Genomic DNA, 20,505 nt, shown 5'->3' with positions numbered 1-20,505 from the left:
GCCCAGCAGGCGCTCGAGTTGAACGTGATCGACCTCATCGCGCCCGACCTGCCGACGCTGCTCGATCAGGTGGACGGCCGCACGGTGGAGACCGCCGCGGGCCCAGTGACGCTGCAGACCCGCGGCGCCGAGATCCACACGGACGGCATGGGGCTCGGCGAGCAGTTCTTCCAGTTGATCAGTGACCCGAGCATTGCCTACATCCTGCTGAGCCTGGGGATGCTCGGCATCTTCCTGGAGCTGGCCAACCCCGGGTCGATCCTGCCGGGCGTGCTTGGCGGCATCTTCGTCCTGCTGGCGCTCTTCTCACTCGGCAGCCTGGACGTCAACTGGGCGGGCGTGCTCCTCATGGGCTTCGGGTTCCTGCTCTTTGTCGCCGATGTCTACGTGACGAGCCATGGCGTGCTCACTATCGGCGGCATCGCCGCCTTTGCCCTCGGCTCGATTATGCTGATGAACTCGACCACGGTCCCGGCGATGCAGATCTCCAAGCTGGTGGTGGCCGTCGTGACCATCCTGGTGGCGGGGTTCTTCATGTTCATCGTCGGGGCCGTGGCCAAGGCACGGCTGCGCCGCGCATCGACCGGCCGCGAGGGGTTGATCGGCGCCGTCGGCACCGTGCGGCAGGCCATCGCGCCGGAGGGCTACGTCTTCGTCGAAGGCGAGCTCTGGCGCGCGAAAAGTCCCGCCGGACCGCTCGAGCCGGGCACGACCGTGCGTGTGATCGCGATCGACGGCCTCACGCTCACGGTGATGCCGGCCGAGTCGGAGCAAGCCCTCGCCGCCGGGCAGGGCGCTTAGACACGATCCCAGGCGGGGAATCCCCCGCGCCGTTGTTGTCCGCTGGAGGAGAAGGTACGAGGAGCAGCGCATGAACCCAACGTTTGTCGTGACCATCGTCGTCGTCTTATTCGTCCTCATCGTCCTGACGTCGGCCATCAAGGTCGTGCAGGAGTACGAGCGGGGCGTCGTCTTCCGCCTCGGGCGGCTCGTGGGCGCCCGAGGCCCCGGCATCATTCTGCTCATCCCGTTCATCGAGCGGATGGTGAAGGTCGATCTCCGTACGGTAACGATGGATATCCCGGTTCAGGAGGTCATCACCCGCGACAACGTCACGATCCGCGTGAACGCCGTCGCCTATTTCCGGGTGATGGACCCGAACGCGGCCATCGTCAACGTGGCCGACTACATCCGCGCCACGTCGCAGATCGCGCAGACGACGCTGCGGAGCGTGCTTGGTCAGGCCGAGCTGGACGAACTGCTGGCTGAGCGGGAGAAGATCAACCACACGCTACAGACAATCATCGACGAGCAGACCGAGCCCTGGGGCATCAAGGTGAGCATCGTCGAGGTCAAGGACGTCGAGCTGCCCGACATCATGCAGCGGGCGATGGCCCGCCAGGCTGAGGCCGAGCGGGAGAAGCGGGCGAAGATCATCCACGCCGAGGGCGAGTACGCTGCCGCCCAGCAGCTCGCCGATGCGGCAGCCGTCATCTCTTCACAGCCCGGCGCCCTCCAGCTTCGCTTCCTCCAGACGCTGACCGAAGTCTCCTCGGAGCGCAACAGCACCATCCTCTTCCCGGTCCCGATCGACTTGCTTGCCCCGTTCCTCGACCACATCGGCTCGGTCAAGGCGGTCGGCAAGGGCACCGGCGACTAACGCGCACGCCACGGCGCCCCGGTCGCCCCCTCGGGCACCGGGGCGCTGCTCCGCTTGCGGCACGGCTAACCGGTGGCAACAGCGTCCCGCTCGTGAGGTGAGAGGACACGTATGGCCCAGCGTGGTCAGGATCCGGTCGAGGAGTTGATCGAGTTCCTCGAACCCTATATCGCGCCCCTGATCCAGCGCATCACCGTGGACGAGTTCACCACGGTCGAGTTCATCGAGGCGATGCAGATGGACGAGCCGACGCGCCAGGCCTACGAGGCCGCGGTACGCCGCTGGCCGGAGGGGGAGCACCGCGCCCGCATGGTGATCCACGGGCAGGTGATCCCAGTGGCACTGCGCCGCAGCGGCCTGGTCGAGTGGGCCGGCTACGCTTACGGCGAAGACGACCCGTACGCCGTCCCGGCCTGGTGGCGCAAGATCGAGCCGGGTGCGGGCACGCGCTCGTAGGGCCTAGCCCTTATTGCGTCCTGCGTATCACGCCACGCTCCTCTCCCAAAGTTGGGAGAGGGGAGTGGCGTGAGGTCCGCTCCGAGGCACGCCCGCGCTCTTACACCCGCGCCGTGCCGAGCCCCGTGGTTTCCTCGACGGCATCCGCGATCAACTCGGCGATGGCGAGCGACGAGGTCGCGGCGGGGGAGGGCGCGTTGCGCACGTGGAGCGCGCCCTCCTGCCGGTCCACCACGAAGTCGTCAACGAGCGACCCGTCCGGCGCCAGCGCCTGCGCCCGCACCCCTGAGGGTCCGGGCAGGAGGTCGTCGGGTCGCAGGTCGGGCATGTAGCGTTGCAGCGCCTTGAGGAAGCTGCGCTTGCTCAGGTCGCGGTACATCTCGGCGCCCCCGGTCCGCCAGTAGCGCCGCGCCAGCTTGCGGAACCCCGGAAACGCCAGGGTTTCGGTCAGATCTCGGAGGTTGACGTCCCGGAAGCGATAGCCCTCGCGGGAGAAGGCCAGCACCGCATTCGGCCCGAGCCAGACGCTGCCGTCGATCCGGCGGGTGAAGTGGACGCCGAGGAAGGGGAAACGGGGGTCGGGCACCGGGTAGATCAGGCTCCGCACCATCTCCGCGCGTTCCGGGCGCAGGACGTAGTAGTCGCCGCGGAAGGGGACGATCTTCGGGGACTCCGGCGCGCCGGTCAGGCGCGCGACGCGGTCGGCGTAGACCCCGGCGCAGGTGATCACGATCCGCGCCTCGATCGTCCCGGCCGGGGTAACCAACTGGCGAAGCCCGTCCCGCTGGGTGATGTCGGTGACCTCATGGCCGGTCAGAATGGTCCCGCCCCGCGCCTGAACCTCGTCGGCGTACGCGTGCGCAACGCGGCCGAAGTCAACGATGCCGGTCGTGGGCGAGTAGAGCGCCTGGATCCCCTCGACGTGCGGCTCGATCTCCCGCAGCCGCTTCGGGCCGATCAGCTCCAGGCCCGGCACGCCGTTCGCCTGCCCGCGCTTGTAAAGCTCGTGCAGGCGCGGCAGCTCCGACTCCTCGGTGGCGACGATGACTTTGCCGCACAACTCGTACGGAATATGGTGTTCCTCGCAGAAGCGGATCAGCTTCGCCTTGCCCGCCACGCAGGCACGGGCCTTGAGCGAGCCGGGGGCGTAGTAAACCCCGGCGTGGATCACGCCGCTGTTGTGGCCGGTCTGGTGCTGGGCGATGGCCGGCTCTTTGTCGAGGATCCCCACGCGAAGCCCCGGCCGTCGCGTGAGCAACTCCCTGGCCGTAGCCAGGCCCACGATCCCGGCACCCACAATGGCAATGTCGAATCGCTCGTCCGCCACCATCCCGCCCTCTCGTCGTCCCAGCGCGCTTGCCACGTCATTCTTCCCAGCCCCCGTCGATCCAGGGATCGTCGTCGACACCGAGGCGTTCGCTGAGCGCGGCACGCAGGCGCTGGCTCTCCACCAGCGAGATGACCTCCTTCGCCGCTTCCTCGATCGACTTGCCCGTGATATCGACCGTGGGCCAGGGATAGCCCCGCCGGACGATGCGCCGGCAGTAGGCCAGCTCCTCGGCGACCTTCTCCGGGTCGGCGTACTCCCCGTCCCCGTCGGCCCCCAGCGAGCGCACCCGGTGCTGCCGGATGCGGACCAGCTCGTCCTTGTCGATGGTGAGGGCAACGATGCGGGTCTGGTCGATCTGGTCGAGCTTGGCAGGCGGTTCCACCCCCAGCACGATCGGGATGTTCGCCACCTTCCAGCCGCGCATTGAGAGGTAGATGCTGAGCGGGGTCTTCGAGGAGCGCGAGACGCCGACCAGCACGATGTCGGCCTCGTGCAGGCTGTCGATCCCCTGCCCGTCGTCGTGCTGCACGGTGAACTGGATCGCGTCGATGCGGCGGAAGTATTCGTCGCTGAGCCCGCGCGAGACGCCCGGCCGCAACAACGGGCGCATGCCGACGTGCTGGGAGATCTGCCCCAGCAGCGGTCCGGTCAGGTCCACGTGATCGATCACCCGCTGGCGACACTCGCGCAGCAGCAGGCGGCGAATCTCGGTGATGACGATGGTATGGACGATGATGCCGTTGTTGCGGGCCGCCTCCTGCACCACCGCCAGCACTTGCTCGCGGGTCCGCACGCCCGGGTGGCGCTCGATGGCGAAATCGACGCCGGGGAACTGGACGGTGACGGCATCGACCACGGCTTCGGCCGTGGCCCCGCCGCCGTCGGAGACGACGTAGATCGTGCAGCGTCGCGGCTGGTTACGGTCCATGGCCCGGCCCTACCATCCTTTGGCGTGCGCCCGCGGGGCATCGACGATCGAGCCACCGATACCATACACCCCACGCCGCCGCAAGGCGCGCCGAACTCCCGCGTTAGCCGGGGCGGGAAGCGCGGTGTAGAATCGGCTGCGCGGACGACGGTACGGATTGGGACGAGGCGACCTGACCGAACGGGACCATCTGTTGGAAACGGACCATCTTCCCTCGCGATCGGCCGCCGCGATGCATCGCGCGCGGCACATGACCGGTGCGCAGGTCGCCGCGCGAACGCCGCGGCGGGGCGCTGCGGGCATTCTCCCGACCAGCATCTCGCTCGAGACCGCGCTCTACGGCCTCATCTTCCTGGCCGCCGTCCTGACCCGCTTCTGGGATCTCGGCTCCCGCGCACTGCACCACGACGAGTCGCTTCATACCTATTACTCGTGGCTCTACGCCGAGGGCTTCGGCTACCAGCACAACCCGTTGATGCATGGGCCGTTCCTGTTTCACGCCAACGCCCTGCTCTACCTGCTCTTCGGCGCGAGCGACTACGTCTCGCGGGTCATGCCGGCCGCGGCCGGGGTCATCGTCGTCATGCTGCCGTGGCTGCTGCGCGGGCCGCGGCTCCTGGGCCGCTGGGGTGCGCTGTTCGCCTCGGCCCTCCTGCTGGTATCGCCGTCGATCCTCTTCTACTCGCGCTTCATCCGGCACGACATCTACTGCCTGCTCGGGACGTTCGCGCTGGCCATCGCCGTAGTGCGTTATGTTGAACGACGTGAGCCTCGCTGGGCGATCCTCGGCGGGCTGGCCACCGGCTTCCTGTTCACCACCAAGGAAGTCAGCTTCATTGTGCTGTTCATCTTCGTGACGTACCTGGCCATCGCCGTGGCCCTGCGCGCGGCGCCGGGACTGCTGCTCATTGCCGCCGGAGCACTGGTGGCCTTCGGGGCAGCGGCGATGACGTTCAAGGCGCTGGGCGTCGGGCCGCTGCCCGGCATCCCCTGGGACCAGCCGACGGGCGATCAAATCTGGCGCTTCACCGTGGCGCTCTTCCGGCACCCGGTCGTCGTGGCCGGCATCGGCATCGCGCTCCTGGCGTTCGTCGCCGCGGTGTGGTTGCTTGACCGCCGTCGCGCGGGAGCAGGGTGGATCGAGGGCATCCTCGGCTCGGCACCCGAGGGTTCGACCGCGGCCGCCCTGCGGACCCTGCTGACCGAGCGGCGCGGCCTGCTGATCGGCGCCGGGCTGGGCACGCTCGTCTTCGTCGTCCTCTATTCCAGCCTTTTTTCGAACATGATGGGGCTGGCGAGCGGCACGTTCGGCGCCCTCGGCTACTGGCTGGGCCAGCAGGGTGTGCAGCGTGGCGAGCAGCCCTGGTTCTACTACCTGCTGCTGGTCCCCCAGTACGAGTTCATCGCCGCCCTGTTCTTCCCCGTGGCCATCGTCTGCGCTGGCTGGCGCTGGCTCCGGGCCTGGCGCAGCGGCAGCCCGCTCGGTCACCGCGACTACGTCCAGGCGTTCCTCATCTACTGGGCGGTGCTGATGCTCGGCGTGCTCTCCTGGGCCGGCGAGAAGATGCCCTGGCTGACGGTCCACATCGCACTGCCGCTGACGCTTCTGGCGGCCGCGCTGCTGGGCGACGCCGCCGAACGGCTCGTCCAGGGGTGGCACGACTGGACCCCCGCCCGGCGCCGGGAGACGCTGGCCGCCGGCGCCGGGGTCGTCGGACTTGCCGTGGCGTGGTTCCTGGTCATGGCCTGGGCCAGCGCCGGGCCGTATGTCGAGCAGGCGACAAGCTTCGGGACACGCCTCCAGCGCACGCTCCGGCCCTGGGCCGCAGACCACTGGTGGGTCGTCTACATCCCCTGGCTGCTGCTCGCCCTGCTCCTGGTCGCCGCAGCGGTGCGGCTCGGGGTGCGGCGGACGCTCGCCACCCTGGCGCTGGCCGGGGCCGTCGCCCTGACGATGGGGCAGGTGCACGTCGGCTGGCACATGACCTACCGCGAGGGCGACGTCCCGACCGACATGCTGATCTACGTGCAGACCTCGCCCTACGTCCCGCGCGTCACCAAGGAGTTGGAGGCGCTGTCCCAGGAGATGACCGGCGGGATGGACCTGGAGGTCTGGTACGACTCGGGGACGCAGTGGCCGTTCAACTGGTACCTGCGTAATTTCCCCAATCGCCGCTACTTCGGCACCCAACTGACCGAGAAGCCCACCGCGCCGGTCGTGCTCGTCTCGCAGGACAACATCACGCCACAGTTGGAGCGGCAACTGGAGGGCTACACCTTCCAGCAGTACCCGATGCGCTGGTGGTTCCCGGAGGAGCAGACCTATCGTCGCTTCGCCTACGCGCCGGAGTTGAACAACGAGAGCAGGCAGAACTACCAGGATGATCGCCAGCCGCCCTTCACCCTGCTCGATGTCGCCGGGAGCGTCTGGCGCAGCGTCTGGTCGCTCCACGAGCCTCAGCAGCAGGGGAAGATCTTCCGGCTGGTCGCGTTCCGCGAGCTGCCGGCGCCGATCGGGAGCTACTGGTTCCGTGTCTACGTCCGCGACGATCTGGTCCCGTACCTGAACGGGCTGCGCTACTAGGCTACTAGCGCCGGATCGCGCCGGCACCACGCAGAAGGAGAGACGCCCGGTGCTGCACCGCCTCACGGTGTTCGATCAGGCCGACGCCGCGCCCGGCGCCCTCGACCGGCGCCTGGACCTCTCCGCCCTCTCCTGGGAGGGAGTCGGCTGGGTGGCGGCCGCCCTGCTGGCGGCGCTCGTGCGCCTCATCCAACTCACCACCTGGCCCCTCGGGGCGGAGGAGGCGCGCATCGCGACCGATGGGCTGGCGCTCGCGACCGGCGGGACAGTGTCCGACAACGCCTGGACGCACCCGCTCGTGGTCGAGGCCGAGGCGCTGGCCATGTTCCTCTTCGGGCCGAGCGACGGGGTGGCGCGCCTCGTGCCCGTGCTGGCAGGCTTCGGGGCGATCGCCTTGCTCTGGCCGTTACGACGATGGGTGGGCCGCGGGGCGGCGCTCGGCGCGGCCGTCCTGCTGGCGCTATCGCCGACCATGGTCTTCACCGCACGGCAGGCAGGTGCCGGGAGCCTGCTCGTCGCCGGGTCGCTCCTGGTCCTGGTCCTCCTGCTGCATCACCTGAGCCAGCCCACGACCCTGTCGGCCGTAGCCACCGGCGCGGCCGCCGGGTTGCTGCTGCTGACCGGTCCGCTCGGCTGGGTGGCGCTGCCGCTCACCGCCGGCGCCGGCATCGCCATGGCGGGCGGCCGTCGTGCCCGGCCGCGGGACCTCTCCGGCCTGGCGGTCGGCCTGCTGCTGGTGCTGATCACGCTCTCCACCGCCCTCTTCACCCGGCCCGGAGGCTTCTCCGAGTTCCTCTCCGCAAGCCTTGGCGCCCTCTGGCGCGAGCATCTCGCCAACGCAGGCACCCAGTGGTGGATGACCCCGCTGGTGCTGGTGGTCGACGAGTTCCTCCTGCTCGTGCTGGCCGTCGTCGCAGGGTGGCAGGTTCTGGTCAACCCGGAGCGGCTGCCGTTCGGCACCGCCCGCCCGGCGCGGGCGATCCTCGGCTGGGCCGTGGTCGGGACGGTGGTTGCCACGATCGTGGGCGGCGCCGCTGCCGCCGGCTATAGCCTGGCGGTACTCCCGCTCGTCCTGGCCGGCGGCGTGGGGCTCGGCGCGCTGGTCGGGGGGATCGACTGGACAGAGGTTTGGACCGGGCGCGGTCTGGCCTTCGTGGTGGCCGTTTTCCTCACCTTCGCGGCGCTGCTCAGCACGTTCAACACGCTCGGGAGCACGCCGGCCACGTCCGCGCGCTTCGCCTGGCTGCTCACGCTGGCGATCCTGATCCTGCTGGTGCTGGTGCCGCTCCTGCTGGCAACGGTGTGGTTGGCACGCCGGCTCGACCAGCCGGCCACGGGACTCGTGGGCCTTGCGGTGCTGCTCGTCCTCGGCGCGGTCACGCTGCACACCGGCGTGATGCTCGGTGCCACCAACGTGAACCGGCCCGGCGAGCCGCTCCTGATCGGTAGCACCACGCCCGCCGTGGGACGCTGGATCGCCCGCATCGAGACGTTGAGCGCGGACCTGACCACATTCACCCAAAACGCGCAGGATCCGACGGGCGGCCACGCCTTCACGATCGTGCTCGACGAGGAGATCGCCCAGCCCTTCGCCTGGTACCTGCGCGACTTCCCGAACCTGCGCGTGGTCAACGCCGACGAGCCGGCGACCGGCACCACGCCGCCCGACGTCGTGATCGCCCTGCCGGAACACGTGCCAGCGTTGCTGGGAGCACAGGACGACTACGTGCCGCGGCCCTACGCCCTGACGGTGCCCACGCCGCCCAGCTTCGCACAGCCCGACTGGGGCGCGCTGCTGGCCGGCCTGACCGACCCGGCACAGATCCGCCACTTCACGGAATTCCTGCTCGACCGGCAGGTCAGCGTTCCCGCCGAGCCCCGGGCCTTCGCGCTGGTCTTGCGCGCTGACCACGCGGAACGGGTGTATGGACCGACAACGGAGACGAAAACGCCGTAGGTGAGGATGCCCGCCGGATCCAAGGGCGGGCATCGTCATCGAGCAGAATTAGTCGTGGAGGGAGCGCCCCGCCGCTCCATCGCGCCCGAGGAGACGCTCGACGGTACCGAAAAACTCATCGAGATCGAAGGGCTTCTGGAGGCACGCATCCGCGCCGCTCGCGCGCGCCTGCTCACGAGCCCGCGGGTGCGCGGACATCACGACCGTGGGGGTAACATCGTGGTCTTTGTTCCGTCGGATCGCGCGGACGAGGTCGGAGCCCAACCCGTCCGGCAGCAGGAAGTCCACTACCACCAGGTCCGGCGCCGCCTGCTCCCAAAGCCGCAGCGCCTCAGCTACGCTGGGCGCGGTATGCACCACGAACCCCGCATCGTCGAGCACCCAGGCAATCAATTCCGCTATTGAGGGATCATCCTCCACTACAAGGATCGTTTGAGTCAGTTGCCTGGTCGCCATCCATATCCTCAGATCGCCGAGCACGGCGTCGTGCCACGCCTACAACTCGCCCCGCTGATGCCTCTCACATCGAAGCACCAAACCCGGTTCATGGCTACGCATGTTGCATGCCAACCTCGCTCGCCGTTCGTACGCCCACCAGCGGCGCAAGGCTGCTGATTGCGTAAGCTTCACGAACTATTCACTCCGCTCGCAGGGAATGACTATCCCGTCACTGGCGCAACTGACGGAGCAATCGCCTGCAATATGAGAGGTCTCGTACCCGTCGACGCTCCGTATCCACGAAGATCGCAACGTTCCAGTAACATTGGCGTGGTCCGAACGTTGTCAGAATTGGCAGTACGCCGGACCCTTGCGGCACAGATCGTGCCTCCCGCCCCGCGGGCGTTTGACGCCATCTTTCGGCCCCTGATAGGATCACCGGAGCGTTCGCCCCGGAGGCGGGCGATCCTGACGCGATGGAGGACGATCCCATGCTGCTGGAGCGAGTCGACAGCCCTGAGGATCTCAAGGCCCTCTCCCTGCGCGAGCTGGAGCAGTTGGCTGCCGAGATCCGCCAGACGATCCTCGACGTCATCGTCGGGAAGACCGGGGGCCACTTTGCATCCAACCTCGGTTCGGTCGAGTTAGCCATCGCCCTGCACTACGTCTTCAACTCCCCGCAGGACAAGATCGTGTGGGACGTCGGTCACCAGGCATACCCGCACAAGCTCATCACCGGACGCCGCGATCGGTTCCACACCATCCGCCAGCCAGGAGGGCTCAGCGGTTTCCTGCAGCGGGAGGAGAGCCCGCACGACCACTTCGGCGCCGGGCACGCCAGCACCTCGATCTCCGCGGCGCTCGGTATGGCGGTCGCCGGCCGGATGAAGGGCGAGCGCTTCCACACCGTTGCCGTGATCGGCGATGGCGCACTCACCGGGGGCATGGCCTACGAGGCGCTCAACAACGCCGGGAGCCTGCAAGTCCCGCTGATCGTCGTGCTCAACGACAACGAGATGTCGATTGCCCCCAACGTCGGGGCACTGCCGAAGTACCTGAGCCGTATCAGGACCGACGAGCGGTACACCCAGGCCAAGGTCGAGGTCGAGCGCCTGCTCCACCGCATGCCCCAGGGCGACTGGCTCCTGGAGCTGGGCAAGCGCATGAAGGACGGCCTCAAGGAGGTCGTCTACCACACCATGATCTGGGAGGAGCTGGGCTTCACCTACGTCGGTCCGGTCGACGGCCACAACCTGCGCGATCTCATTGAGACCCTCCAGCAGGTGCGGGAGATCGACGGCCCGGTCTTCGTCCACGCGGTGACGGTCAAGGGGAAGGGCTACGAGCCGGCGGAGAACGACCCCTTCAAGCACCACGCCGCGTCGATCAAGATTCCCGGCGCACCGCCCAGCCCGCCGAAGTACCAGGACGTCTTCGGTGAAACGCTGACCGCGCTCGCGCGCGAGGACGAGCGCATCGTCGCCATCACCGCCGCCATGCCGGACGGCACCGGGCTGCTGCCCTTCGCCAAGGAGCACCCGAAGCGCTTCTTCGACGTCGGCATCGCCGAGCAGCACGCCGTCACCTTCGCCGCCGGTCTCGCGACTCAGGGGCTGCGGCCCGTGGCCGCCATCTACTCGACCTTCCTCCAGCGGGCCTTCGACCAGGTGGTGCACGACGTCTGCATCCAGAAATTGCCGGTAGTCCTCGCCATGGACCGCGCCGGCTTCGCCGGGGAGGACGGGCGCACCCATCACGGCCTCTTCGACATCGCCTACCTGCGCTGCCTGCCGAACATGGTCTTGATGGCGCCGAAGGACGAAGACGAGCTGCGCCACATGCTCAAGACCGCCATCCTCTACGAGGATGGGCCGATCGCCCTGCGCTACCCGCGCGGCGCCGGAGTCGGCGTGCCGCTCACCGGGGAGCCGCACCCGCTGCCGATCGGCCGGGGCGAAGTGCTGCGCGAGGGCGACGACATCACCATCGTCGCGCTCGGCACCATGGTCCTGCCCGCCGAGCGCGCGGCGGACATCCTGGCCGAGCAGGGCATCCACGCGACCGTCATCAATGCCCGCTTCGTCAAGCCGCTCGACGAGGAGCTGATCCTCTCCAGCGCGCAGCGCACGGGCCACCTGCTCACCGTCGAGGAAGCCATGCTCGCCGGTGGCTTCGGTAGCGCCGTGCTCGAGCTCCTCGCCCGCGAGGGACTGCGCCTGCCCGTGACAACGCTCGGCGTCCCCGACCGGATCTTCGACCACGCGCCCCAGAGCCTGCTGCGCAAGCAAGCGGGCCTCGACGCTGAGACGATCGCCGCCCGCGCCGCGGCGCTCCTCGGCGCCCGCGCGGCCGATGTCTCGGTCGCAGGCGGTAGTGTGTAGGGCTGAGAAGCGGCGCTACCTCACAGGATGGACGCGGTCGGCGCGTGCCCGGGGGTAAGACCCCCGGGCTGACTACGAAAGCCCGCTAGAGCGGGCTGGGGATGAGCCAGTGGACAATCCGGACTCCGTCGTCGAAGGCCATGCGCAAGCGGAACCCCCAGCCGGCTAAAGCCGGCTTCGCCTTGTCAGCGCGGCGGCTCTAGCACCGCGCCCTGACCGGGTTCGGTACCATCCCACCAGCCCGCGGCGGAACTGGGGCGGCGGATCGCTCACGGGAAAACGCACATGACCGCACTCCCGACTCTCACCAGACTGGCCGAGGCACTGGGCGTGGCGCTCGACGCCACGGCGTTCGACCGTTTCGCCCGTTACCGGGACTTGCTGCTCGACTGGAACCAACGCGTCAACCTGACGCGGGTCACGGAGCCGACCGAGGTCGAGATCCGCCTCTTCGCCGACTCGCTGCTCCTCGTCCCCTACCTGCGCCGCTTCCGCGAAGCGCACCCGGGCACCCCGCCACGCCTGGCAGATGTCGGCACCGGGGGCGGGTTCCCCGGGATCCCGCTCAAGATCGCCATGCCCGACTTCGATCTGACGCTGATCGAGGCCACGGGGAAGAAGGTCGCCTTCCTCGACGCCGCCATCGCGGCGCTTGACCTGCCCGGCGCCCGCGCCGTGCACGGCCGCGCCGAGGATCTGGCGCACCTGCCAGACTACCGGGGTCGCTTCGACCTGGTCACGGCGCGGGCAGTGGCCCGAATGCCGACCCTGCTGGAGTACTGCCTGCCGCTGCTGCGCCCAGGCGGCTGGGGGCTGTTCCCCAAGGGGCGCGACGCGGAGGAGGAGACAGCCGAGGCCGCCAACGCGCTGGCGACCCTGAACGCACGCCTGCTCGCGGTCGACCCCGCGCCCGTGCCGGAACTCGCTGGCACGAAAATCGTCGTGGTGGAGCAGATCAAGCCCGTGCCGTCGAAGTACCCCCGCCGCGCCGGCCTGCCCGCCAAGCGCCCGCTGTAGGGGCACCACGCTCGTTCTCACCAGCACAGGCGGACTTGCACGGCCAACGCGCATAGCTCCCCACTCCCAAGGTTGGGAGAGGGGCCGGGGTGAGGGCCGCGCCCCTTACGACTCGGGGCGGGGACATGTCCCCGCCCCGAGTGGGAATGGTCTTGGGTCTAGTAGTGGATCCAGATCGGCGTGCCGGGCGGCGCCCAGTTATAGAGCCAGCCGGCAGCGTCGATTGGCAGGTTGACGCAGCCGCGGCTGCGTGGGTAACCGAAGTCCGAGTGCCAGTAGGTGCCGTGGATGGCGTAGCCGCCGGTGTAGAAGTACATCACGTATGGCACATCCGGCAGGTAGTAGTACTCAGGAGTCCCCGCGAGCCCGCCCGTCATGTCGTCGTAGCGTAGCTTCCACTGCACGGTGAACGTCCCGACCGGGGTTGGGTACTGCGGCAGGCCGCCCGACATGGGCGACGAGAAGACGGGTGTGTTCCCCTCCCAGGCCGTCAGCCGCTGGGGCACGCTGAGGTTGACCTCGATCCACTTGTCCGGCAGCCGGGTGATGTGCGGGAAGACCGCGGAGCCCGGCCGCTGCCCGATGCCCGCCGTGTTCACGCCCCGGGCGTCCGCAACCTGGCGGCCGAGCAGGCCGAGCTGAACCTCATAGCGCGTGCCGCGGTGTTCCGGGTGCCACTCGAACCGCGCGCGCTCGAAGTACTGGACCGTGTGGCCGTTCTCGGTGAACTCCTCGCTGATCGGGTAGCCGAAGATGTCCAGCCCGCCATTCGCCAGCCAGAAGTTCTTGAAGCCGAAGCTGAGGAAGTGGCCGGTCTGGGGGAAGTACCAATGCGCGTCGTTGTTCGGATAGGGCTGGTCCAGCCGGATCGGCGTGAACGCCGGGTGGTCGCGCCCGGCGGTCACCTGGCGTCCAACCAGCCCGAGCTGCACCCGGAAGTTCTCCGGGTTCTCGGGGTGCCACTCGAACCGCGCGCGCTCGAAGTACTGCACGCGCAGTCCGTCCTCTCCGATCTCCTCGGTGATCGGGAACCCGAAGATGTCTACCCCGCCGTGGCTCCACCAGAAGTGGAGAAACTCGGTCTGCGCATGATGGCCGGTCGGGGGGAAGTAGACGACCCGCTCCAGTTGCTGCAGCGGCGGCGTGGCGGCGCTCGCAGGGGTGCTGCCCACCGGCAGCAAGACCAGCGCGAGCACCAGCGCGGTGGCCAAGGAAACCAGACGGCGCATCGAGCTTACTCCCTCCCATGGGTGCCGCGACCCGCGCCGCCGCGGGTCGTGAACGACCGGCCCTATCCCTCATAGGGTATAACGCACGAAGCGTTGGGGTGATACATAGTATTTCTGCGCTAGCCCGAACGAGCCCGATGACCTCAGGGTCGGATCCACTGAACGAGTCATGCACGCTGGGGGATCACCTGGCATACGCGCCAGTAGACGCTTTCACCAACCCTGCCATCTAGTGCAATGCTAATCATCTCGCGCGGCAACGGCAATCCCACCCCGAGATCCTCGGCTCGGACGGAGCCACCGCCCGGGGCGAGTGGGCCGGGCAGCGGAGCGGAGGATGACAGTGATCGAGCGACGGTGACATTTCGCCGTATCGCGGCGTGCGTGAGCCCCGCGACGCGTTGACGCGCTCCCGGCTGCGTGCTAATATCCTGGAGTCCCCGGGGGTGCCCCGGGCTGATCATGTGTGCCTTGTGGATCGTGCTAGTCCATCGGCACGCCGGACACCGCGGACGAATACGAAGACCAGGAAAGGGAGCAGCGAAGCGTGATCAAGCTGCGGCTGCGGCGCATGGGAGCGAAGAAACAGCCACATTACCGGATTGTGGCCGCAGAGGCGCGGTCTCCCCGCGACGGCCGCTTCATCGAGGTGGTCGGCTACTATAATCCGAAGACGAACCCCGCAACCGTGAAGGTCAATGCGGAGCGCGCGAAGTACTGGCTCGACCACGGCGCCCAGCCGACCGAGACGGTCCGCACCCTGCTCGTCCGCACCGGCGTCCTCCCCGGCAGGGTCAACGGCGCTCCCGCGCCGGCCGCGGAGAGCTCGGCCGAGACGAGCACGACCGAAGAGAGCGCGACCGAGGAGTAGGCCGCGCGTCGGTCGAGACACCAGCAAACCAGGGAGGTCGCCGTGCCGGGGCGAAACAGAGACGGGATGGGCGAACTGCAGGCGCTGGTCGAGTACATCGCCCGGGGTCTGGTCGATGACCCCGCGTCAGTCCGCGTCCAGTCCCGGCGGCGCGGTCCGAACGTCATCATCGACCTGCGTGTCCCCGCCGACGAGATGGGCAAGGTGATCGGCCGCCAGGGCCGCATCGCGCGCGCGATGCGCACCCTCCTAACGATCGCGGCGGCCCGCAACGGACTCCGTGCCAGCCTGGACATTCATGAGTGAGCCCAACTGGCAAACCCCGCTCGATCACGTCCGCCTCGCTATCGGCGTGATCGTCGCACCGCAAGGAATCAGCGGTGAAGTCCGGATGAACATCTGGACGCACTTCCCGGAGCGCATCCCGGACCTCACCGAGGTGTATCTCAATGACGAAACGCAGCCGCGCCGCCTTCTCGCGGCGCGGCTCCACAAAGGGGTGGCCATCCTCCGCATCGAGGGGGTCGAGACGCGCGATGAGGCCGAGGATCTGCGCGGCACGGTCGTGCGCATCGGCCCGGACCAGGCCGCGCCGCTCGGCGAGGACGAGTATTACCACTTCCAACTGATCGGCCTGACGGTGGTGGACGAGGCGGGGAACCCGCTCGGCACGCTGACCGATATCCTCGAGACCGGCGCGAATGACGTCTACGTCGTGCGCGATGAGGCCGGCAAGGAGACGCTCCTCCCCGCGCTCCGGGACGTCGTGCTCGACATCGACCTCCGCACCGGCCGGATGACGGTCCGCCCCCTCCGCTACGCCGACGAGGACTGATCCGGCGCCGGACGACCCCGCCGCGTGCGCAGCACCTCCCACACGCGCTCGGTGGGCACCTCACTGGCCTCCAGCAGCACGAGCAGGTGGTAGATCAGGTCGGCGGCTTCGTTGGCGAGGTTCTCCGGATCGGCATTCTTGGCGGCGATGATGACTTCGGCCGCCTCCTCACCGATCTTCTTCCCGATCTTGTCGATCCCAGTCGTCAGCAGGTAGGTCGTGTAGGAGCCCTCGATCGGGTGAGTACGCCGCTCGGCGACCACGCGGGCCACCTCGTCCACCACCCCACTCGTCGGGGGAACGGTCGCGTCGCCCACCATCAGCGGCGGCTGGGCGAAACACGTGTCGGTCCCCAGGTGACAGGTGGGACCTGCGGGAACCACCCGGACCAGCAGGGCGTCGCCGTCGCAGTCGGGCCGGATCTCCACGACCTCGTGGACATGGCCCGACGTCTCCCCCTTCATCCAGAGCCGGCCCCGGCTGCGGCTCCAGAAATGCAGCCGTCGCGTGGCGATGGTCCGCTCCAGCGCCTCGCGGTTCATGTAGCCGAGCATCCGGACCTGGCCGCTGGCCGCGTCCTGCACCAACGCCGGCACCAGCCCACGCTCGTCGAAGCGTACGGCATCAACGGGGGAGGTAGGTGTGTCCATGGGATCCTCTCGCTGTGTTCCCGGAACTCCCCTCTCCCCGTGTGGGAGAGGGGGTCGGGGGTGAGGGGTCACGTCGCTAGTCCGCCGCCATCTCCATCTGCGGCGTTCGCACGGTCCGGCCGACGGCTTCCGCGACGCGTGCCAGTTTCGGCATCGCCGCGCTGAAGTTCTCGAAGGTCAGCGACTGGCTGCCGTCGGAGAGGGCGTGGTCGGGGTTGGGATGCACCTCGACGATGAGCCCGTCGGCGCCGCTGGCGACCGCCGCCAGCATCATCGACGGGACGAGGTACCACTTCCCGGTCCCGTGGCTCGGGTCCACGATGATCGGCAGGTGGCTGAGGCGCTTGACGACCGGTACAGCCGATAGGTCGAGCGTATTGCGGGTGATCGTCTCGAAGGTGCGGATGCCGCGCTCGCAGAGCATGACCTGCTCATTGCCCTGCGCCATGATGTACTCCGCCGCGAGCAGCCACTCCTCGATTTGGGTGGACATGCCGCGCTTGAGCAGTACCGGCTTCTGCGTCTTGCCGACCGCCTCCAGCAGCAGGAAGTTCTGCGTGTTCCGGGCGCCGATCTGCAAGACGTCGGCGTACTCGGCCACCACGTCGAGATCGGTCACGCTGAGGACCTCGGTCACGATCGGCAGGCCGGTCTCCGCCCGGGCCTTCGCCAGGAGCCGCAGGCCCTCTTCGCCCAGGCCGCGGAAATCGTACGGCGAGGTGCGCGGCTTGAAGGCCCCGCCGCGCAGCATACTCGCGCCCGCTGCCTTGACCGCGTGCGCCGTCTGGATGATCTGCGCCTCACTCTCAACCGAGCAGGGGCCGGCGATTACGACGACCTCGTTGCCGCCCACCGCCACGTCACCGACGTGGATCACGGTGTCGTCCGGGTGGAACTCGCGGCTGGCGAGCTTGTAGCGCTTGGTGATCCGGACGACCTCTTCCACGCCCGGCATCAGCTCCAGCGCCTCTTTCAGCGATTCGGGCAGCGGCGCGCCGAGCACGCTCACCGTCGCGCGCTCGGACCCGACGATGCTGCGCGTAGCAAAGCCGAATTGCTCGATGCGCGCGATCACCTCCTGGAGGTCCCGCTCGGTGGCGGTGGTCTTCATCACGACGATCATGAGCCCGCTCCCTGCTCTCCCTGGTTGTCGTCTGATGGTACAGACGCGGGCGACCTGCGCCGCGCCCTACCCGGCGCCGTGCCGGAGCATCCTGTGCGCCGCGACGGTGCGGCAAGAGCCGGTGCGGTTACGCCGTCCGGCCGTTCGGTTCGTAGGCCCACTCTGGCCGCAGTTCCCGCGCGCGCCGCAGGTACACGTGCCGGATCTCGCTGGGGGACTTCTCGGTGTTGACGTGCATCAGGATACGGACGACGTGGTCGAGCGCGCCCGGCACGTCCATCTCGTGAGTGCACAGCAACGGCACCGTGTCCCAGCCGTAGTCGCGCGCGGCAATCGCCGGGAAGGTCGCGTTGAGATCCGGCGTCGTCGTAAAGATGATGCTTGCGACATCCTCTGCGGCAATGTCGTTGGCCTCGATCATCGTCGCCAGCAACTCCCGCGTCGCCTCCAGGATGTCCTCGGCCGTGTTGCGTTCGGCCGTGGTCGCTCCGCGGATACCCCGGCATCTCAGCATGCCCGCGCTTCCTCCCACGTCGCCAAAGCGACGCGCCCATCCGATGCCTCCGGCCCTGCGCGGCCCCGGAGGCACCGGGGACGGCTCAGGCGCCGCGGAGGTATCGGATGAACGCCTCCATTTCGTCGGGCTGGCGCTCACGTGGCGTCTCGCCCAGCCGCTTGACCACTGCGCTCCCGACGGCCACCGCCTCGGCCAGCTTCCCGGCCTCCTTCACGTGCTCCGGCGTCGAGATGCCGAAGCCGACGACGAGCGGGAGGTCGGTATGCCGGCGTACGCGCGCGATGAACCCCGGCAGTTGCTGCGACAAGCGATCACGCGCTCCGGTGACCCCGGTGAGCGAGACGCAATAGATGAAGCCGCTGGCCTGCCGGGCGACCGCCGCGATCTGTGCATCGGTGCTCGTCGGAGCGAGCATAAAGATGAGATCCAGCCCGTGCCGCTGCAGTGCCTCCCGCAGGTCCCCGCTCTCGTCCGGAGGCAGGTCCGGCACGATGACCCCATCAGCCCCTACTTCAGCACATGCCGCGGCAAACCGCTCGAGGCCGTAGCTGAGCAGGGGGTTGAAGTATCCCATGAAGATCAAGGGTACGTCAACGCCCTTGTGACGTAGATCACGAGCGGCATCAAGGCACGTCGCCACCGTGACCCCGTTGGTCAGCGCCACGTGGCTCGAATGCTGGACCGTCGCGCCGTCGGCCAGGGGGTCGGAGAAGGGGATGCCCAGCTCGATCATGGCCGCGCCCCCGGCCACCAGCGCCGGCCCGACCCGCCCGACGGTGTCCAGCTCCGGGAAGCCGACCGTCACATACGGGCAGACACCGGTTTCCCCCGCCTCACGCAGCCGCGCGAACGTCGCCGCGATCCGGCTCCCTGTCTTCGTCTCCATCACAGCGCCACTCCCAGTGCCTCGGCGACGGTGTGCATGTCCTTGTCGCCCCGACCCGACAGGTTGATCACGATGATGTCGTCCGGCGAGCGATCCGCTGCCAGCCGCGCCCCGAGCGCCACGGCGTGCGCCGACTCCAGCGCCGGGATGATCCCCTCGGTGCGGCAGAGCAGCTTGAAGCCCTCCAGCGCCTCGGCGTCGGTCACCGGGTGGTACGTGGCCCGCCCGGTGTCCTTGAGGTAGCTGTGCTCCGGACCGACACCGGGGTAGTCAAGCCCGGCGGCGATGCTGTGGGCCTCGATGATCTGCCCGTCGTCGTCCTGCAGGACGTAGGAGCGCGAGCCGTGGAGCACTCCGACCCGCCCGGCGCTCAGGGTGGCGGCGTGCTTGCCGGTCTCAATCCCCAGCCCGGCCGCCTCAGCGCCGTGAAGCTCGACATCCGGGTCGTCGATGAAGGGGTGGAAGATCCCCATTGCGTTCGAACCGCCGCCGACGCAGGCCACGACCGCATCCGGCAGCCGGCCCGCCTGCTCGATGATCTGCCGCCGGGTCTCGCGGCCGATCACGGACTGGAAGTCCCGCACCATCATCGGGTACGGGTGCATTCCGGCCACCGAGCCGATGAGGTAGTAGGTGGTCTCGACGTTGGTGACCCAGTCCCGGATCGCCTCGTTCATGGCGTCCTTGAGCGTGCGGCTGCCGGTCCCGACCGGCCGCACCTCGGCGCCGAGGAGCTTCATGCGGAAGACGTTGAGCGACTGCCGCGCGATGTCCACCTCACCCATGTAGACGACGCATTCCAGCCCGAGCATGGCGCAGACGGTGGCGGTCGCTACACCGTGCTGCCCGGCGCCGGTCTCGGCGATGACGCGCGGCTTGCCCATGCGCTTGGCCAGCAGGCCCTGGCCGAGCGCGTTGTTGATCTTGTGGGCGCCGGTGTGCGCCAGATCCTCTCGCTTGAGGTAGATCTGCGCCCCGCCGATCTCCCGGCTCAGCGACTCGGCGTAGTAGAGCGCCGTCGGCCGGCCGACGTAGGTCGCCAGCAGGTGCTCCAGCTCCGCCTGGAATTCCGGGTCACGCCGCGCCGCGTCGTACGCCGCGCGCAGTTCCTCGATGGCAGGCAGCAGCGTGACCGGCGCGTAGGTGCCGCCGAACTGGCCGAAGCGGCCCCGCTCGTCCGGAAGCGCGGCGGCCGGTAGCCGCCCGGTGGTCGTGCTCGTCATGTTCGCTCCTCGATTCCCATGCTGCGGTCGATCTTCCGTGTCTCCTTCAGGAGCGCGACAGTGCTCACCCGGACCTGGTCCGCCCTGGTGGCGACGACGGGGTCGGGCGTAGAGGCCCGCGGTTCTGCTGCTTCAAACGCCGCGCGGGCTGCGGCAGCGAAGGCGTGGATGCGCGCGGGGTCCTTGACGCCCACGGCGCCGGGCACCTCGACGCCGCTCGACACATCGACGCCCAGCGGCCGAACGGCGCGGATGGCGTCGGCCACGTTCTCCGGCCGCAGGCCGCCGGCGAGGATCACCGGGTACTCGGCGGCGAGCGCCGCCGCCAGGCTCCAGTCGGCCACGTGCCCGGTCCCGCCCGGGGCGCCGGGAACCCCCCCCCCGACGCTCAACGCGACCGGCGGCACGGGCGCGGGGAGG

General features: G+C 68.8%; 19 protein-coding genes and 1 pseudogene. 10 read left to right on the top strand and 10 right to left on the bottom strand.

Annotated features, from left to right (window positions below; translation table 11 throughout):
- From IRZ30_RS07670 to IRZ30_RS07660, 3 genes are all read left to right on the top strand, one after another.
- Positions 1–801 (top strand): NfeD family protein (locus IRZ30_RS07670; RefSeq protein WP_294084305.1); only part of this gene is annotated, 801 nt, incomplete at its 5' end.
- Positions 802–871: 70 nt separating this feature from the next.
- The gene (locus tag IRZ30_RS07665; RefSeq protein ID WP_294084304.1) at positions 872–1,660 is read left to right on the top strand and encodes a slipin family protein; all 789 of its coding nucleotides are present in this window, start codon (positions 872–874) and stop codon (positions 1,658–1,660) included.
- Positions 1,661–1,771: 111 nt separating this feature from the next.
- Positions 1,772–2,116, top strand: a complete 345-nt coding sequence (locus tag IRZ30_RS07660; protein ID WP_294084303.1) for a hypothetical protein — start codon at positions 1,772–1,774, stop codon at positions 2,114–2,116.
- A gap of 100 nt (positions 2,117–2,216) precedes the next feature.
- Here the strand turns inward: IRZ30_RS07660 and lhgO are convergent, their stop codons facing one another.
- Positions 2,217–3,446 (bottom strand): L-2-hydroxyglutarate oxidase, encoded by a 1,230-nt coding sequence (lhgO, locus tag IRZ30_RS07655; RefSeq protein ID WP_366945326.1) that lies wholly within the window; start codon positions 3,444–3,446, stop codon positions 2,217–2,219.
- A 34-nt stretch (positions 3,447–3,480) separates the two neighbouring features.
- Positions 3,481–4,374, bottom strand: a complete 894-nt coding sequence (locus IRZ30_RS07650; protein WP_294084301.1) for a pyruvate, water dikinase regulatory protein — start codon at positions 4,372–4,374, stop codon at positions 3,481–3,483.
- 232 nt (positions 4,375–4,606) lie between these two features.
- Between IRZ30_RS07650 and IRZ30_RS07645 the strand changes: the two genes are divergently transcribed.
- Positions 4,607–6,958 carry a flippase activity-associated protein Agl23 gene (locus IRZ30_RS07645; RefSeq protein ID WP_294084300.1) on the top strand — a complete coding sequence of 784 codons (2,352 nt, stop codon included), beginning with the start codon at positions 4,607–4,609 and terminating at the stop codon, positions 6,956–6,958.
- A gap of 49 nt (positions 6,959–7,007) precedes the next feature.
- Positions 7,008–8,915, top strand: coding sequence for a glycosyltransferase family 39 protein (locus IRZ30_RS07640; protein ID WP_294084299.1), 1,908 nt, complete (start codon positions 7,008–7,010; stop codon positions 8,913–8,915).
- Positions 8,916–8,963: 48 nt separating this feature from the next.
- On the opposite strand, the gene IRZ30_RS07635 is transcribed toward IRZ30_RS07640, so the two are convergent.
- On the bottom strand, positions 8,964–9,371 hold the full coding sequence (locus IRZ30_RS07635; RefSeq protein WP_294084298.1) for a response regulator: 408 nt from the start codon (positions 9,369–9,371) through the stop codon (positions 8,964–8,966).
- A 473-nt stretch (positions 9,372–9,844) separates the two neighbouring features.
- Between IRZ30_RS07635 and dxs the strand changes: the two genes are divergently transcribed.
- The gene (gene dxs / locus IRZ30_RS07630) at positions 9,845–11,734 is read left to right on the top strand and encodes a 1-deoxy-D-xylulose-5-phosphate synthase (protein WP_294084297.1); all 1,890 of its coding nucleotides are present in this window, start codon (positions 9,845–9,847) and stop codon (positions 11,732–11,734) included.
- Between the two features lie 285 nt (positions 11,735–12,019).
- On the top strand, positions 12,020–12,751 hold the full coding sequence (gene rsmG, locus IRZ30_RS07625; RefSeq protein ID WP_294084296.1) for a 16S rRNA (guanine(527)-N(7))-methyltransferase RsmG: 732 nt from the start codon (positions 12,020–12,022) through the stop codon (positions 12,749–12,751).
- A gap of 158 nt (positions 12,752–12,909) precedes the next feature.
- On the opposite strand, the gene IRZ30_RS07620 is transcribed toward rsmG, so the two are convergent.
- The gene (locus IRZ30_RS07620; RefSeq protein WP_294084295.1) at positions 12,910–13,980 is read right to left on the bottom strand and encodes a L,D-transpeptidase; all 1,071 of its coding nucleotides are present in this window, start codon (positions 13,978–13,980) and stop codon (positions 12,910–12,912) included.
- Positions 13,981–14,527: 547 nt separating this feature from the next.
- Between IRZ30_RS07620 and rpsP the strand changes: the two genes are divergently transcribed.
- The 3 genes from rpsP to rimM are packed head-to-tail and all read left to right on the top strand — an operon-like array spanning position 14,528 to position 15,686.
- Entirely contained in the window at positions 14,528–14,851 is a 324-nt protein-coding gene (rpsP, locus tag IRZ30_RS07615; protein WP_294084294.1) for a 30S ribosomal protein S16, read from the top strand.
- Positions 14,852–14,893: 42 nt separating this feature from the next.
- Entirely contained in the window at positions 14,894–15,157 is a 264-nt protein-coding gene (locus IRZ30_RS07610; protein ID WP_294084293.1) for a KH domain-containing protein, read from the top strand.
- On the top strand, positions 15,150–15,686 hold the full coding sequence (gene rimM, locus IRZ30_RS07605; protein ID WP_294084292.1) for a ribosome maturation factor RimM: 537 nt from the start codon (positions 15,150–15,152) through the stop codon (positions 15,684–15,686). The genes IRZ30_RS07610 and rimM overlap by 8 nt, the downstream gene beginning before the upstream one ends.
- Here rimM and hisIE read toward each other — a convergent pair.
- The 6 genes and pseudogenes from hisIE to IRZ30_RS07575 all read right to left on the bottom strand — a co-directional run.
- Complete coding sequence (gene hisIE, locus IRZ30_RS07600; protein ID WP_294084291.1) at positions 15,668–16,336, bottom strand: bifunctional phosphoribosyl-AMP cyclohydrolase/phosphoribosyl-ATP diphosphatase HisIE; 669 nt, start codon at positions 16,334–16,336, stop codon at positions 15,668–15,670. The genes rimM and hisIE overlap by 19 nt on opposite strands.
- Before the next feature lie 76 nt (positions 16,337–16,412).
- Positions 16,413–17,459, bottom strand: a complete 1,047-nt coding sequence (aroF, locus tag IRZ30_RS07595) for a 3-deoxy-7-phosphoheptulonate synthase (protein WP_294084290.1) — start codon at positions 17,457–17,459, stop codon at positions 16,413–16,415.
- A gap of 127 nt (positions 17,460–17,586) precedes the next feature.
- Positions 17,587–17,973, bottom strand: coding sequence for a chorismate mutase (gene aroH, locus IRZ30_RS07590; RefSeq protein ID WP_294084289.1), 387 nt, complete (start codon positions 17,971–17,973; stop codon positions 17,587–17,589).
- Positions 17,974–18,058: 85 nt separating this feature from the next.
- On the bottom strand, positions 18,059–18,862 hold the full coding sequence (trpA, locus tag IRZ30_RS07585) for a tryptophan synthase subunit alpha (protein WP_294084288.1): 804 nt from the start codon (positions 18,860–18,862) through the stop codon (positions 18,059–18,061).
- Positions 18,862–20,085 (bottom strand): tryptophan synthase subunit beta, encoded by a 1,224-nt coding sequence (gene trpB / locus IRZ30_RS07580; protein ID WP_294084287.1) that lies wholly within the window; start codon positions 20,083–20,085, stop codon positions 18,862–18,864. The genes trpA and trpB overlap by 1 nt, the downstream gene beginning before the upstream one ends.
- Positions 20,082–20,505, bottom strand: a pseudogene (locus tag IRZ30_RS07575) (phosphoribosylanthranilate isomerase); the annotation flags it as partial. The gene trpB and the pseudogene IRZ30_RS07575, both read right to left, overlap by 4 nt.

This window comes from Sphaerobacter sp., from assembly GCF_019683595.1.
Lineage (GTDB): Bacteria > Chloroflexota > Chloroflexia > Thermomicrobiales > Thermomicrobiaceae > Sphaerobacter.
Note: the sequence above shows the minus strand (reverse complement) of the source record. Positions and strands in the feature narration are given on the sequence as shown.

Excerpts from the sequence above, each read along its gene's own strand:
- rimM (WP_294084292.1), top strand. The coding sequence starts at position 15,150 with ATGAGTGAGCCCAACTGGCAAACCCCGCTCGATCACGTCCGCCTCGCT.
- aroH (WP_294084289.1), bottom strand. The coding sequence starts at position 17,973 with ATGCTGAGATGCCGGGGTATCCGCGGAGCGACCACGGCCGAACGCAAC.
- IRZ30_RS07620 (WP_294084295.1), bottom strand. The coding sequence starts at position 13,980 with ATGCGCCGTCTGGTTTCCTTGGCCACCGCGCTGGTGCTCGCGCTGGTC.
- hisIE (WP_294084291.1), bottom strand. The coding sequence starts at position 16,336 with ATGGACACACCTACCTCCCCCGTTGATGCCGTACGCTTCGACGAGCGT.
- IRZ30_RS07660 (WP_294084303.1), top strand. The coding sequence starts at position 1,772 with ATGGCCCAGCGTGGTCAGGATCCGGTCGAGGAGTTGATCGAGTTCCTC.
- IRZ30_RS07635 (WP_294084298.1), bottom strand. The coding sequence starts at position 9,371 with ATGGCGACCAGGCAACTGACTCAAACGATCCTTGTAGTGGAGGATGAT.
- aroF (WP_294084290.1), bottom strand. The coding sequence starts at position 17,459 with ATGATCGTCGTGATGAAGACCACCGCCACCGAGCGGGACCTCCAGGAG.
- trpB (WP_294084287.1), bottom strand. The coding sequence starts at position 20,085 with ATGACGAGCACGACCACCGGGCGGCTACCGGCCGCCGCGCTTCCGGAC.
- rsmG (WP_294084296.1), top strand. The coding sequence starts at position 12,020 with ATGACCGCACTCCCGACTCTCACCAGACTGGCCGAGGCACTGGGCGTG.
- IRZ30_RS07665 (WP_294084304.1), top strand. The coding sequence starts at position 872 with ATGAACCCAACGTTTGTCGTGACCATCGTCGTCGTCTTATTCGTCCTC.
- lhgO (WP_366945326.1), bottom strand. The coding sequence starts at position 3,446 with ATGGTGGCGGACGAGCGATTCGACATTGCCATTGTGGGTGCCGGGATC.
- IRZ30_RS07650 (WP_294084301.1), bottom strand. The coding sequence starts at position 4,374 with ATGGACCGTAACCAGCCGCGACGCTGCACGATCTACGTCGTCTCCGAC.
- IRZ30_RS07645 (WP_294084300.1), top strand. The coding sequence starts at position 4,607 with ATGCATCGCGCGCGGCACATGACCGGTGCGCAGGTCGCCGCGCGAACG.
- trpA (WP_294084288.1), bottom strand. The coding sequence starts at position 18,862 with ATGGAGACGAAGACAGGGAGCCGGATCGCGGCGACGTTCGCGCGGCTG.
- dxs (WP_294084297.1), top strand. The coding sequence starts at position 9,845 with ATGCTGCTGGAGCGAGTCGACAGCCCTGAGGATCTCAAGGCCCTCTCC.